Raw genomic sequence first — 14,308 nt, 5'->3', positions numbered from 1 at the left:
CTCCCTCAATCGCGGAAGACGATGGTCCGCGCGCCATTGGCAAGTACGCGCCCACTCAGGTGAAGACCCACCGCACGTGACAGCACCCGTCGCTCGATATCGCGGCCCTTGCGAACGAGATCGTCCGCGCTGTCGGCATGGCTGATGCGCTCGACGTCCTGCTCGATGATCGGCCCTTCATCGAGATCGCCGGTCACGTAATGCGCCGTCGCGCCGATCACTTTTACACCGCGCCGATGGGCCTGATGGTATGGCTTGGCGCCCTTGAAACCGGGCAGGAAGCTGTGATGGATGTTGATGCAGCGATGCTCGAACTTCGCCGAAAGGTCATCCGACAAGATCTGCATGTAGCGCGCCAGCACGACGAGATCGGTGTTGGTCGATTGGTGGATTTCCCAGATCCGCGCCTCCTGTTGTGCCTTGGTCGCAGGCGTGATCGGCAAGTGATGGAAGGGGATGCCCGCCAGATCGAGCGCGCCGAACGCCTCGATCGGATGGTTGGAGATAATACCCACCACATCCATATCCAACTCGCCGATCCTTCGGCGGTAGAGCAGATCGACCAGGCAATGGTCGAACTTCGAGACGAGGATCAGTACCTTCTGCCGTTCGGCCGCCGGGCGCAGCGTGAGCGTCATACCGTAGCGCGTTGCGAGGCTTTCGAAGCCGGAGCGCAGCACGCCTGCATCGGCATCTTCGGGTATGGCGAAGGCCGTGCGCATGAAGAAGCCGCCCGAATCCGCATCGTTATATTGGCTCGAATCGGTGATGTTGCCATGACACACAAAGATGTGCGCTGAGACCGCAGCGACGATACCGGAACGGTCCTGACAGGACAGCGTCAGGATGAAGGATTGTGTTGGCATCAAGGCTCCGTGATCGTGGCGTCGGGCTTGCCGAAGTTGCGCACGCGCGCATCGTCGGCGGTATAAGATCGGACGCTCGTCCAATAATGGTAGGCGGCCCAGAAGCCGGTGAGCGACAGCGCCATCAGCGCGTAGCGCAGCGATTCCGCATTGCCCATCCGGCCCGCAAGCGCGTCGCTGATCCAGCCGACGATGCTTGGCGCGATGATCAAATTGGCGACGTTTGCGGTGAGCAGGCTGATCGCCATGCCCTGAGCGCGCATCGATGGCGGCAAAAAGTTAAGCAGCAGCGCCATGGTTGGCCCGACATAGAGATAAGCGGTCGGCACCACGAGCCACAACATCGCCGTCGCCACGCCGAGCGAGTGGGTATGATAGGCGATGAACGACGGGATGGTGGAGAACGTCACTAGCCCGGCGAGCATCCATGCCGCGCGCTTGGGATCCTGCATCGAGGGATGGGCAAGGATCAGCCCGGTCGCGATCGTCGCGCCGCTGCCTGCCCAGAAATAAATGGTGCCGAGCCGCTCGCCCGCCTGCGCGGTGGTCAGGCCATATTCGCGCTCGAAATAGGTTTGCGTCCACCACAACAGACCCCAGCCCCACAGGCAGATCACGGTACCTGCGGCGTTGATGTGCCAGGCCGACCTTTGCGTCCACAGGAAGTTGCACGTCTCGACGAAGGTCGCGGCGGGGGCGCTGCTCTCGTTTATATATTCGAAGCGCCCGCGCACCGGTTCGCGCACGGTCAGCAGAATGAGAATACCGAAGATGACACCGGGAATGCCGAGTGCGATGAACGCCGCGCGCCAACTGTGGAAATAGTCGACCACCCAGCCCGCTACTGTCGAGCCGAGCCAGGCGCCTAGCGGCAAGCCCAGCGCATAGATGGTGAGCACGAATGCCCGCCGTCCACGCGGAAAATTGTCGGCGATGATCGAGGTGGAGGGCGGCGTACCGCCTGCCTCGCCGATGCCGACGCCGATCCGCGCGACGAGGAACTGCCAGTAATTTTGTGTGAGACCGAGCAACGCGGTCATGGCCGACCAAACAATCATCGCACCCGCCACGATGTTGCGGCGGTTTGTGCGGTCCGCGACTTTCGCGATCGGCAACCCGACCGAGATATAAAAGAATGCCAGCGCCACCCCGGTCAGCCAGGCAACACCGGTGTCGGAAAGATGGAATTCCTTACGGATCGGTTCCAGCACAGTCGACACGACATAACGGTCGGCGATGTTCAGCGCATAGACTAGCCCAAGGACAATAACGACGTACCAGCGCGCCCTTGCCAGTGCTGGCTGGGCAAGCTCCGGCTGGGCCAGGTTCGGTGTGCCAGATGTCATCGTGTGCCCCCCAATTTTGCTTACAACCCCAGCCTCATGGCGTGCCGATCGCATCGTTCCACAGATCTTCCAGACTGGCTGTGTAACTGCCGGGCACATATACCTCGCAGGATTCGGCGCCAGCTGGTGCGATCCAGACCGGTACGTGGTGGATCGTGCTGGCTGCGATGTGTCCGGGAGCCAAAACGGGGCTTTCGGTGTCGAGCCAACCGCTGACCGAGAGCAACCAGCGCCAGCCTGCGCCGGTGAACGTCGCCCGCATCAGGCCGCCGCCGACCGGCACGAGCGCGCCGCTTCCGGCTAGGTCGATGGCATCGGTCCCGGCACCGATCAGCCACCAGCGGCACGGTTCGACCTGCAAGGCGCGGATCGCTGGCGGGAGGGCAGGCAGAGTGCCCTCCCACAGATCCAGCACGACGACATCGTCCGCAGCGGTGATCGTGAACGAGACGGGCGCGTCAGTCACGATAGCGCGTTCCTTCGGTGTCGTAGAAAACCGGTGTGGTCACGAGTACACGCGCCGATCGCCCGCGGGTGGGCGAGGCGGCGAGCAACGTTTCCCCGATCCGCGCCCGCCCGCCGGCGAGCAGACCGAGCGCGACCGCGCCGGCGCCAATCACACGACCAGTGGCGGATGTGACATGACCTTGGACTGGCGCACCTTCGGCGGCGATGAGCATTGCGCCTTCGGGGATGGGCGTCTCGCTGGTCAGGCCGATCAACTGCACTCGATTTTCGGCCGACAACGCCATGCGGTGCAGACCCGAAGCGCCTATAAAGCCGCCATTCTTGCGCACCATCCTCTCCAGTTGCAGATCGTGCGGTGTGGTGCGACCGTCCGCCTCCGCGCCAATCACGATATGGCCTTTCTCGATACGCAGAAATTCGAGCGCTTCCAGACCGTAAGGACAGCCGCCATGTTTGCGCGTGGAGTCCTCCAGCGCGTCCCAGACCGGGCCTGCCGCGTGTCCGGTCGCATAGATTTCGAACGCCCGCTCGCCGCTATAGCTCGCTGCCAGGATCAGGACCGGCAACCCCGCGATCGCACCGTGGGTGATGCCCATATGCGCGGGCATCTCCAGCCCGGTAAGGTCAGTAAGGATTTCGCGCGCTAGCGGCCCCGCCAGCGCGATACCTGCGAGATGCTCCTGCTGCGCGACGACCGAAACTTTCAGATGCGGCGCCAGCACAGCGCGCGCATAGCTGAGGTGCGACTCCATCCGGTCCGCACCACCGGTCGAACTGGTCAGGAGATAGCGCTGTTCCTCGATCCGCCAGACGGTGCCGTCGTCCATCACCATACCGTCCTCGCGCAGCATGAAGGTGTAGCGCCCGCGCCCGACCGCGAGCTTGGCTACGCCCGTTGCGCAGACGATTTCCAAGAATGCTGCGGCATCCGGCCCGGTGACCGAGAACTTCGCCAGCGTGGACACGTCGACGATGCCGGCGGCGGTGCGAACTGCGCGCGCCTCGCGCATCGCGGCTTGATGCAGCGTCTCGTCCTTCACCGGATAGGCACGCGGGCGGTGCCAGTAACCGAGCGGTTGCCACAATGGGGCGAGCCGCTGATGCTGAGTGTACAAGGCAAGCCGCCGCGATGGCGCGGCATGACCGCCACCATCCGCGCCCGCCATCGCGCCCAGTGTCAGCGGCGTGAACGGCGCGCGGAAGGTGGTAAGGCCCGCCTGGGGGATGGTCACGCCCGCCGCGCCCGCGAGGCGCGCGAGAGCAGCCATGTTGCTCGTCTTGCCCTGATCGGTCGCCATACCGAGCGTCGTATAGCGTTTGAGATGCTCGACCGAGCGGTAGCCTTCCTGCCACGCCAGATCGACGTCGGCGGCGGTCACGTCGTTCTGGAAGTCGATGAAGCTGTGCTTGGGATCGGGCAGGTCGGCGGGCATGGGCGCAATAGGAGCCACGTCTCCGGCGGCGGCGCCCACGCTGGTGACCGCCTGCCGCGAAGCGCCGGGAACGAATGCCTGCACATCCTCGCGCCAGTCGAGCTTGCCGCCGGCCTGGCTGTGGAGATGCACCACAGGTGTGAACCCGCCCGACATGGCGAGCACGTCGGCGTCGAAGTGGCGGATCGTGCCGCCGATCCGCGCCGCGACAGAAGCGAGGTGGTGCTTGCGGCCCGTGGTCGAGAACGGCACGGCGTCGGTGAAAACCGGGAAGCGGGCAGCAGGCGCGGTCGCGCGGCTATCGAGGATGGCGACGACGTCGCCACCCGCCGCGGCGACCGCCGCGGCCGTCGCGTAGGCGTCATCGTTGTTGGTCGCGATTACTACGCGCTGGCCTGGCAGCACGGCGTGGCGCGCGATATAGGTCCGCACTGCCTGCGATAGCATGACCCCGGGGCGGTCGTTCCCGGCAAAAGTCAGCGGCCGCTCGATCGCGCCGGTAGCCAGCACGATACGCTTGGCGCGGACATGCCAGATGCGTTGCACAGGAGTGCCTGGGGCGGGGGGCTCGCCCGGCTCGACCGGTCGCTCGGCCAGCGTGACAAAGCCGTGGTCCCATATGCCCGATGCGGTGGTGCGCGTGAGGATGTGCGCGCCTTCGACCGGGCCGGCAATCTTGCGATCCTGCTCAACCAGCAATACGCGCTCACCTGCCGCCACGGCGTCGCGAGCGGCGACGATACCAGCCGCACCGCCCCCCACTACCAGAACGTCGCAGAAGGCGGCGCGATGCTCGTAGCGATCGGGATCGATCTCGCTCGGGGCGGCGCCCAATCCAGCGGCGCGACGGATGAACCGTTCATAGACCATCCAGCGCGAAGGCGGCCCGAAAAAGGTCTTGTAATAGAAGCCCGCCGTCAGGAAGCGTGCCGCCAGACCGTTCACGGCCCCGACGTCGAAGGTCAGGTTCGGCCAGCGATTCTGGCTCCGCGCGACAAGGCCATCATAGACGTAAAGGTCGGTAGCACGCGTATTCGGCTCGGTGCGCCCACCTTCGCCGACCGTGACGAGGGCGTTCGGTTCCTCGACACCCGCCGCCAGGATCCCGCGCGGGCGATGATATTTGAAGCTCCGCGCGACGAGGCCTACGCCGTTCGCGAGCAAAGCCGCTGCCAACGTATCGCCGGCCCGCGCGCGATATTTCACACCGTCGAAGGTGAAGCGCAGCGTAGCCTCCGCGCCGCCCGCGATGCGCGCGGGACCGCTCACAGATGCACCGCCGGATCAAATGCCGTGACGGATCCGATCTCATGCGTAACCCGGTGGCGCCGCAACACCAGCCATTGCCGACAGCCGAAGCCGTGCCGCCAGAGTTCATCATCCTCCCCGCGCGGATTGGCGCGGGCGTAGAGGCGTTGAACCGCCTCTTGGGCGGACATGTTCAGTGTCACCACCGAATCCAGCGTGCGCTCATATGCGAACTCGACTTGCGCGCGCGGGCCGCAATGTGGGCAATCGATCTGCATCATCAGCGCAAGTGCGGCATAAAGCCGACCCCCGCTTCGTCGATGGTCGCGCCGCGCTCGAACCGGTCGAAGGCAAAGGGCTTGGCGAGACCATGACTCTCGCCGGTCGCCAACAGATGCGCGTAGCACCAGCCCGATCCCGGCGTCGCCTTGAACCCGCCATAGCACCACCCGCCATTGAGATAGAGCCCGTCCACCGGCAACGCGGAGATGATCGGTGATCCGTCGAAACTCATGTCGGTCGTGCCCGCCCAGCATCGCACCATCCGCAATCGGGAAAGGGCGGGAACCAGCGCGATGGCTTCGGCGGCCGCCTTCTCGACCCGCACGGGCAGGCCACGCTGGGCATAGCTGGGGAACTGGTCCGGGTCGCCCCCGAGCACGATGCCGCCTTTGTCCGACTGGCTGATGTAGCAATGGAGCGATTGCGACATCACCACGGTGTCGATCATCGGCTTGACCGGCTCGGTCACGAATGCCTGTAGCGTCTGCGCCTCGATCGGTAGTTTTAGCCCGGCCAGCGCCGCGACCGGTCCGCTATTGCCCGCGACGCAAATGCCGACCCGGCCCGCGCCGATCGCCCCGCGCGTCGTTTGTACGCTGGTAATGCGGCCGCCTTCCATGGTGAAGCCGGTGACCTCGCAATTCTGGATGACGTCGACGCCCAGCGCATCGGCGGCGCGGGCATAGCCCCAAGCGACGGCATCGTGCCGCGCCGTACCGCCACGCTTCTGGATCATGCCGCCATGGACCGGGAAACGAGCGTGCTCCGACATGTCCAGCAACGGCACCAGTTTGCGCACCTGTTCGCGGCTCAGCAGATCCGCGTCGATCCCGTCGCACCGCAAGGCATCGCCGCGCTGCGCCAACATCGTCATGTCGCTGTCCGAATGACCGAGGAACAGCGCGCCGCGCGGGGAAAACATCACGTTGTAATTGAGGTCGTCGCTCATCCCCTCCCACAGGTTGAGCGCGAAATCGAAAAGGTCGTGCAGCGGCTTCTGACGGTAGTTGGAGCGCACGATCGTTGTGTTGCGCCCCGTATTGCCGCCGCCGATCCAGCCTTTTTCCAGCACCGCGACGCGACGGATGCCGTGCATCTTGGCAAGGTAGTAAGCGGTGGAAAGGCCATGCCCGCCACCGCCGATGATGATGACGTCGTACTGCTTTTGCGGTTCCGGGTCGCGCCACGCACGGTCCCACCCGCGTTGTCCGGTTAGCCCGGCTTTCAGCAATGCGAGTGCGGAATAACGCTTCACGCCGCCCACCCGCGATGCTCGCGCCAATCGGGTACCAGACCCTCGAATCGGGCGAGACCGAGCTTGCCGATCTCCGCGAAGGAGCACGTGCCCTCGATGACGAGGTCTCGGATCGCATGACCGCTTGCGGGAGAAAGTCCGAAGCCAACGCCGGACATGGTCGCGACGGTCAGGTTGCCAGGGTCGCTCGGCCGGTCGAGGATCGGGCGGCCATCGGGCGTGTTCTCGATCACGCCGGCCCAGGAGCGGATGACGTTGAGGTTCGCGGCCTTCGGGAACATCTCCGCTACGCGGCGTGCGAGGTTGCGCACCAGCGGCGAGGTGGGGCGGCACTGCGGACCTTCGGGCGCAGTGGAAATCCACTCATGCGGTCCGCCCCCGAAAGCGAGATTACCGCGCAGGGTCTGCCGTCCGTACAGCCCATTGCCGTCGACGCCACCGATCTTCATCAGGGGGGCGGGTTCGGTCACGATCATCTCTGCGCGTGCTGCCGCGAGCGGGACGTGAATGCCGATCGGGGCCAGTAGTGCCTGTGTTTGCGGTCCGGCCGCGACGACCAGGGCATCGCATGCGATCCGCCCGCGCGGAGTGTGCACCGCCACGACTTTGCCGCCGGCGGTCTCGACCGAAAGGGCAGGGCAATGCTGCAAGATGCGCCCGCCCAGATCCTGCAGTGCCCAGGCATAGGCCTGCACCGTGCGCTGTGGATTGGCATGCCCGCCGAAGCGTAGATGGATGCCGCCGAGGCAGGTTGCATCGGTCAGCGGTACCATCTCCTGCGCCTGCTTCGCGTCCAGATCGTCGACCCGATATCCCATCGCGCTGCACATCCGCCCGACTGCACGGTAATGATCGAGCAGTTCGGGGTCTCGCTGGATGATGATGCGCTCGCGGACATATTCGGTCGGGTATCCGAGCAGATCGTCCATCTGCGGCCACATCCGCTGCTCTTCGGCGAAGAGCGGGCTTTGGTAATGCGATGCGCCGCCGCCGTTCCTGCCCGAAGCTTCCCAGCCGACGATGCCTTTGTCGATCGCCACGACATCGAGCCCGGAGCGCGCGAGCCACCATGCGGCGGACAGGCCGGTCACGCCCGCGCCGATCACGACGACGGATGCGCCCTTCGGAGGGGCGACCTCAAACATGCATGTTGCCGCCGAGGCCAGCGACATGCTCTGCCTCTTGTGGAGTACCGATCACGGCATAAGGCGTCCACTGCGTCGGAATGCCGAACCACACATCCCAGCCGCGCGCCATGGCGTCGTTTGCCTGCCAATCGGCGAGGATGGAAAGTTGAACGGGGCGTACCGGCGCCCGAAAGCTGGCGATGGGCACTGATACGAGCGGCACCTTCTGATGCTCGGCGAGCAGGCACGCGACCTGATCACGGCAACGGCGACCCTGACACGGGCCCATGCCGGCGCGGGTAAGGCGCTTGATCTGGTCGGGGTGTGCCGGACCATCGTTGAGCAGCGAGGAGAGCGAACGCTTTGCCATCTTTTCGGGCCGTGTGAGATATTGCGGTGGCTGCACGCCAAGCAAATCGGCGCGGGTCACGTTCTCGCACTGGCACACGACAGTATCGGACGTCGCGCCGCGGCCAAGCGCGGCGGACCACGCTCGCAGATAAGCGGCTTCGGGGCGCGTCACGGTAGCGGCATCGCCAATCAGGATAATGGCGTCGCCGGCTGTGGTCCCGGCTGCGTCGAGCAGTTCCGTTGCGGCAGTCGCGCCGATCGCCAGAACGATCGTGTCGCAGGCAATTTCGGTCGGCTCTTCGTGTTCTGACAAGAGAATGATGCTCTCGACGCCGTCAATCCCGCCGCGCGCTTCCGCCACCGTGTGTCCGAGGAGCACCGATATGCCCGCTGCCTGCACCTGTTCCAACAGCGCAGCCGGACCTTGTACCACCGCCGTGACCTCAACCAACGCCGCCACTTCGATTCCGCGCGACACGGCCAGCAGCGCGGTATCCAACGCGAGCATATTGGAGCCGAGGATCACCACGCGCCGGCTCGCCAGCGCATCGTAACGGGTCAGCAACGCGGCGAACCCTTGCGCGCCCATCACGCCAGGCTGGTTCCAGCCGTTGAAGCCGAGCACGAGATCGCGTGCGCCGGTCGCGAGCACCAGCCGACCGAAGCCTATCATCGCCGCCGTTTGGCCATCGGCAATGCCGAGCAGCGGCTCGGGCAAGGCGCGCATCGCTGGGCCATTGACGTAAAGCCCCCAGGCGCAAGTGCCGAGCCGCACGTCCACGCCCGCCTCGAACGCCACTGCCAGCAGCGGATTGCTGGCGAATACCTGCTCAAGCATCCGTTGCGGGTGCTGCACCGCCGCCGTCATCCGGCCACCGAAGAAATACGGAACGTCGGTGCCGATCAGCGCGCCGGGAACGGGATTTTCATCCAGTAGCAGTACCGACGCTCCGCCCTTCGCTGCCGCAATCGCAGCGGCTGTACCGGATGCGCCGGCGCCGACAACGACGACGTCGAAACGGGTATCGGGTGCAGCAATTTTCCCGTCGAGGGCGTGGATGTCGATCATACCGCGGCCAGCGCCTGTGCCAGATCCGCCAGTAGATCATCGATATGCTCGATCCCGACCGAGAGGCGCATCGTCGCATCGGTGATGCCGCCCGCCGCCCGTTCTTGCTGCGAGATCGCATAATGGGTCGTCGTCGCGGGGTGGGTGATGAGCGTTTCCGATCCGCCCAGGCTAACCGCGAAGCGAAGCAACCGTAACCGGTCGAGAAAGCGGAACGCCTCCGCCTCGCCACCGACTACCGCGAAGGAAAAGGTCGAACCCGCCGCTTTGCACTGGCGGTCGTACACCGCGCGTTGCGGGGTGCCTTGGACGAGGAAGCCGAGATAGGTAATGCCGGCGACCTTGGGATGATCCTGTAGGAATTCCGCGACCGTGCGTGCATTGGTCATCGCGCGTTCGACTCGCAGATGCACCGTCTCCATCGAGCGCAGCATTAGCCAGCTCGTATAAGGATCGAGATGGCTGCCAAGCGTCGTGCGCAGCAATCGGAGCGGGACGATGAGCTTTTCCTTGCCCGAGACGCCCCCTGCCAGCAGATCGCTATGCCCGCCGCAATATTTGGTGAGGCTGGTCATACACAGGTCCGCGCCGAGTTCGATCGGGCGCTGCATCAGTGGGCCGAGCAGTGTATTGTCCACCACCACCAGCGGTCGCAGGCCGGTTTGCGCGCCTACTGTAGCGGCGATCTGCACCACCAGGGCGATGTCGACGATCGCGGCGGTGGGGTTGGCGGGCGTCTCAATCACGATCAGCTTGAGCGGGCCCTGCGCCAGCGCCTCGTCCACCGCGGTCTGGATACTCGCACGGTCGCAGCCATCGCAGAATTCGGCATGGCCGACGCCGAATTCGGGCATCAGTCCGGTGTAGAGTCCGTTCGTCCCGCCATAGATCGGGCGGCTGAACACCACACTGTCACCGGGTCGTACATGGGCGACGGCGATAGCGGTATGCGTGGCCATGCCGGAGTTGAACACCGCCGCACCCTCGGCCCCGTCGAGCGCCGCGAGCCGCGCCTCGACCATGTCGAGCCCTGGATGGCCAAGCCGCGAATAGATGTGTCCCGGCCGCCCGACTTCCGGGCCGGTGCCGTCAAAATACGCCTCGTGAATCGCCTTTGCCTGTCGCGCCGAGGCGTAGGCAAAGGTCGAGGTCATATAAATCGGCGGCTTGGCGGAATTGCCCGCGCTGGCGGGATCGTATCCGGCGCGGACGGCAAGGGTTTCGGCCTGCCAGTTCGGCACATCCTCGGCTGTCATGCCGCAAGCTGCTTTAGATAGGTCGCGGCCTTGGCGCAATACCAATCGACAAAGCGCAGCGTCAGCGATTCCGCAGCGGGGCTATACGGACCTGGCGTGTACCCCGGCGAATTTACGCCCAACTGGTTGTTCTCGGCGAATTCCTTGTCCTGCAGATTGGTCTGCGTCCACAGATGCGTCAGGGTATCCAGATCGTAATCGACCCCCTCAACCGCATCCTCATGCACTAGCCATTTGGATACGACATGGGTTTCGGTCGGCGAAACTGGGATAGCGGTAAAGGCAAAGGTATATTCGCTGGTCGAATGGCAGAAATTATTCGGCTCGATCGCCCAGCGCAGTGATCCGGTATCGCCGCCGCCAAGGTCGCACATCAGCTTGTTTACGCTGAACTGCCCGCTGGTGCTCATCGCGACGGTGCCGTCGTTGAGCGGGAAGCGCATCGCCTGCCACCAGTCCTCGCCGGCCGGACCGATCGGAATGCCGAGATCGGCCATGCGCGCTTCGTAGCGCGCGGCGGTGTCATCTTCGAAATCGAAATAGGCCGAAGCGTTGATCGGGAAGGAGGCCGAGAGTTCCGGATGGCCGGAAGCGCAATGATAGCATTCACGGCCATTCTCCATCACCAGCTTCCAATTGGCGTTTTCGACCAGGGTGGACTGATAGGCGAGCTTTGCATGCTGCAGATCGTGCGGCGCGAGCAGCGGGGTCAGATCGCGTCGCATCACGAAAATGTCGGGTGGCGTACCGGCAATGCAGATGAAGATCGCGCCGGCGATCCGTTCGAGATGCACTGGCTTCAGGCCATGCTCGTTCTTCTGGAAATCCTCAGGCATCCGGCTCGCGGCGAGCAAGCGGCCGTCCAGCCCGTATGTCCAGCTATGATAGGGGCACACGAGGCGGGTAACATGGCCTTCGCCCGGCTTGCACAGGATCGAGCCTCGGTGGCGGCAGCTGTTATGGAACGCGCGCAACTCCCCGTCGCGACCGTGCAGGATGATGACGGGCCAGCGCCCGACCATGACCGAGAGGTAATCCCCCGGCTTCTTGATTTCCGCTTCGAAGCCCGCGAGCAGCCAGGAATTGCCGAAGATCGCCGCCAGGTCGAATTCGAACGCCGCCGCGCCGGTATACAGACCCTGTGGAAGCGAGTGGCCGGGCGGGCGTGCACGCAATAGCGCCGAAATGTCCCCCAAGTCCAAAGCATGATCTCCAATTGCTCGGGCACGTGATTGGCATGCCGGGCAGGTGGAGTGAAAATCGCATTTGTGCATGACGACATGCCAAAAGCTGAAAGCGCGGCAGACCGGCCGCACGGCCCGTTGCATCACGAGAAAAAACGCGCTTGGTATCGGAAAAGAGCATGAACTCGCAGTTCTGAAGGGGGGCTTCCATAGCACGCACGTCGCCTGTTAACAGACGCTGGTTACCGCTCAACGCATTGCGAGCGTTCGATGCGGTGGGACAGCGGCTGAGCTTCACCGCCGGTGCGCAGGCGCTCAACGTCTCCCAAAGTGCGGTGAGCCGACATGTCATCAGCCTGGAGGAATTGCTCGGTCACAAACTGTTCGACCGCTCGAGCCAGACGCTGGCGTTGACAGCGGCGGGCCGGGCGCTGCTGCCTGAGGTGAGCAAATCGTTCGATCGGCTCGAGCAGACAATGAACGCGATCTGTTCCAACCCCAATGCCAGCCGCCCGATCCGCTTGCACATCCCGCCATCCTTACTCCAGCATGTCGTGATGCCGATGATCCAGGCGTTTCATGTCGAGCACCCCGATATCCGCATCGACATTTCGAGTTCCGGTGTCACCGGCCTGCCGGCGCGCGAGACCGACATGGCGATCGTGTTCGACCGGCCCAACATCGACGACCGCGTGACCGATCTGTTGTGGATGGTACGTGTCGCCCCGCTGTGTTCACCCGAAACGGCGAAACGTAGTACGGGCAAGTCGCTCGAGCAGTTTCTCGCCGATACCGACCTGCTTCACGTCAAGCTCGACGGAGAGCCGCGAGGTCTTTTGTGGAGCCTCTATGCGCGCCAGACACGAATTGCACTCGACGTCGACCGGGGACTGGCGTTCGACACTGCGTCGCTCGCCGTCGGTTACGCGATGGCGGGGAGCGGAGTGGCGCTCAACGACATCGACATGTTCGCGCCCGAAATCGCGACCGGCCGGCTTGTAGTGCCTTATGACACGCTGAGTGACGATGGCTTCGGCTATTACCTCAAACTGCGGCCCGAGGATCTTGCCGACCCGACGATCAGCTTGGTACGCTCCTGGTTGATCGCTCGGTTCGCCGCGCGCGAGGAAGAGCGCGTTGCAACGTAATGACCCCATGACCAGATTGGCGTCCCGCATCGCCACCAATCGGATATGCTCGGACGCATGGACATGACCACGCTTTCCCCCGAACGCCGGCCCGATCCGGAAAACGTCGCCGTGCTGCAGACGATCGAGACGCGGCTGCACTGGCTGTCGTCCTGGACGATCCACAATGCAAATCACTTTCGGGAGGGTCGCGACGGGCTGAAGGTCGGCGGGCATCAGGTGAGCTGCGCGTCGATCACCGCGATCTGACGGCGCTCATTTTGGCGCGCTGCGCCCGCAGGACAAGGTCGCGGTGAAGCCCCCATGCCGGGCCGGTGCTGGATGCAATCCATTACCTGCTCGGCTAGCAACAGCTCGAGGCGCTGCAACGCTATCGCGGCTATGGCGGGGCACAAAGCTATCCTAGCCTGTGGATAGGCGTCCATACGGGACCTTATCCCTTAGCGGAACAAAAATTTGAAATTACGAAAGAATATTACTTTTCGGGGGGCGATCGGCGCCGGTCTGGACCCCACTTCAATCTCAAATCTAGGCGCCTTTACAAGTACCTAGCTGGATTATGGCGGCGTCCCGCTTCGACGCCTATCCACAAGCTCGATAATCGGCGGGTGAGCGGGCCGCTAATTTCTCACATCGATAGAGATAATCCGACGTGCCACCTGAGTGTGTGTTTGCAGCCGAATCAATGAACGAACAACGCACCCAATTTATTATCTTTTATTTGATATGATGTTCGCATGGGCAACGAAAAGTTCAGCATCGAAATTGACGCAGCGCGACGATTGCTCCGGTTACGGCTGATCGGATTTTGGTCGAACGACGATGTGGTAGCTTTTGCGACGGCTGAGCAGCTCGCTGTTGCAAAGCTGGCTGGCAAGACAGGCGAGCATCTCGTCCTTGCCGATCTTTCGGAATTTAAACTTCAATCACAAGAGGTGGTGAAATCCTGTCAGTCATTTATTGCGAGTGCGCGACTATCATCGAAACGTTTGGCACTCGTTGGGGGCGAAGGTCTAGCCTGGATTCAGATCAAACGAGTCATGGTTCGCGACCGCATGCAAGCTTTTATGAATATCGCCGATGCGGAGGAATGGTTATTTTCCAACAGTGAATGTGACACCCCGAAACTGGCAAGGTCCTTCGGAACGCCATCAAGAGCAGGATTTTGACGATAGCTACCCGGTGTCGTAATGCACTTCGCAGGCTTTCTATTCTCTTTTCCATAACCGATGAACAGCTCCGATGTCAGCCAGAACCATCACGACCGAAATGCCT

The 14,308-nt window shown here is 63.5% G+C and carries 12 protein-coding genes and 1 pseudogene; 3 read left to right on the top strand and 10 right to left on the bottom strand.

Going from position 1 to position 14,308, the window contains the following annotated elements:
• Positions 1 to 5 precede the first annotated feature (5 nt).
• The 10 genes from purU to ACP7C5_RS18115 are packed head-to-tail and all read right to left on the bottom strand — an operon-like array spanning position 6 to position 11,903.
• Positions 6 to 866, bottom strand: coding sequence for a formyltetrahydrofolate deformylase (purU, locus tag ACP7C5_RS18160; protein ID WP_426265343.1), 861 nt, complete (start codon positions 864 to 866; stop codon positions 6 to 8).
• On the bottom strand, positions 866 to 2,212 hold the full coding sequence (locus ACP7C5_RS18155) for a spinster family MFS transporter (RefSeq protein WP_426265342.1): 1,347 nt from the start codon (positions 2,210 to 2,212) through the stop codon (positions 866 to 868). The genes purU and ACP7C5_RS18155 overlap by 1 nt, the downstream gene beginning before the upstream one ends.
• Positions 2,213 to 2,246: 34 nt before the next feature.
• Positions 2,247 to 2,678 carry a sarcosine oxidase subunit gamma gene (locus tag ACP7C5_RS18150; RefSeq protein ID WP_426265341.1) on the bottom strand — a complete coding sequence of 144 codons (432 nt, stop codon included), beginning with the start codon at positions 2,676 to 2,678 and terminating at the stop codon, positions 2,247 to 2,249.
• On the bottom strand, positions 2,671 to 5,382 hold the full coding sequence (locus ACP7C5_RS18145; RefSeq protein WP_426265340.1) for a 2Fe-2S iron-sulfur cluster-binding protein: 2,712 nt from the start codon (positions 5,380 to 5,382) through the stop codon (positions 2,671 to 2,673). Before ACP7C5_RS18145 ends, ACP7C5_RS18150 begins: the two co-directional genes overlap by 8 nt.
• The gene (locus ACP7C5_RS18140; RefSeq protein ID WP_426265339.1) at positions 5,379 to 5,642 is read right to left on the bottom strand and encodes a sarcosine oxidase subunit delta; all 264 of its coding nucleotides are present in this window, start codon (positions 5,640 to 5,642) and stop codon (positions 5,379 to 5,381) included. Before ACP7C5_RS18140 ends, ACP7C5_RS18145 begins: the two co-directional genes overlap by 4 nt.
• Positions 5,642 to 6,898, bottom strand: coding sequence for a sarcosine oxidase subunit beta family protein (locus ACP7C5_RS18135; RefSeq protein WP_426265338.1), 1,257 nt, complete (start codon positions 6,896 to 6,898; stop codon positions 5,642 to 5,644). The genes ACP7C5_RS18140 and ACP7C5_RS18135 overlap by 1 nt, the downstream gene beginning before the upstream one ends.
• A complete protein-coding gene (locus ACP7C5_RS18130) occupies positions 6,895 to 8,070 on the bottom strand; it encodes an NAD(P)/FAD-dependent oxidoreductase (RefSeq protein ID WP_426265337.1) in 1,176 nt (391 codons plus the stop codon). The genes ACP7C5_RS18135 and ACP7C5_RS18130 overlap by 4 nt, the downstream gene beginning before the upstream one ends.
• Entirely contained in the window at positions 8,036 to 9,445 is a 1,410-nt protein-coding gene (locus tag ACP7C5_RS18125; RefSeq protein WP_426265336.1) for an NAD(P)/FAD-dependent oxidoreductase, read from the bottom strand. The genes ACP7C5_RS18130 and ACP7C5_RS18125 overlap by 35 nt, the downstream gene beginning before the upstream one ends.
• Positions 9,442 to 10,701, bottom strand: a complete 1,260-nt coding sequence (locus ACP7C5_RS18120) for an aminotransferase class I/II-fold pyridoxal phosphate-dependent enzyme (RefSeq protein WP_426265335.1) — start codon at positions 10,699 to 10,701, stop codon at positions 9,442 to 9,444. Before ACP7C5_RS18120 ends, ACP7C5_RS18125 begins: the two co-directional genes overlap by 4 nt.
• Positions 10,698 to 11,903 (bottom strand): aromatic ring-hydroxylating oxygenase subunit alpha, encoded by a 1,206-nt coding sequence (locus ACP7C5_RS18115; protein WP_426265334.1) that lies wholly within the window; start codon positions 11,901 to 11,903, stop codon positions 10,698 to 10,700. Before ACP7C5_RS18115 ends, ACP7C5_RS18120 begins: the two co-directional genes overlap by 4 nt.
• Before the next feature lie 239 nt (positions 11,904 to 12,142).
• On the opposite strand from ACP7C5_RS18115, the gene ACP7C5_RS18110 reads away from it, so the two are divergent.
• The 3 genes and pseudogenes from ACP7C5_RS18110 to ACP7C5_RS18100 all read left to right on the top strand — a co-directional run bounded on the left by ACP7C5_RS18110 (position 12,143) and on the right by ACP7C5_RS18100 (position 14,202).
• Entirely contained in the window at positions 12,143 to 13,033 is an 891-nt protein-coding gene (locus ACP7C5_RS18110) for a LysR substrate-binding domain-containing protein (protein WP_426265333.1), read from the top strand.
• A 63-nt stretch (positions 13,034 to 13,096) separates the two neighbouring features.
• Positions 13,097 to 13,440, top strand: a pseudogene (locus ACP7C5_RS18105) (transketolase); the annotation flags it as partial.
• A gap of 330 nt (positions 13,441 to 13,770) precedes the next feature.
• Entirely contained in the window at positions 13,771 to 14,202 is a 432-nt protein-coding gene (locus ACP7C5_RS18100; protein WP_426265332.1) for a hypothetical protein, read from the top strand.
• Positions 14,203 to 14,308: the final 106 nt, after the last annotated feature.

Source organism: Sphingomonas sp. PWP1-2 (assembly GCF_049898305.1).
Taxonomy (GTDB): domain Bacteria; phylum Pseudomonadota; class Alphaproteobacteria; order Sphingomonadales; family Sphingomonadaceae; genus Sphingomonas; species Sphingomonas glacialis.
The sequence above is the reverse complement of the archived record's forward strand: the minus strand, read 5'-3'. Positions and strand labels throughout refer to the sequence as shown.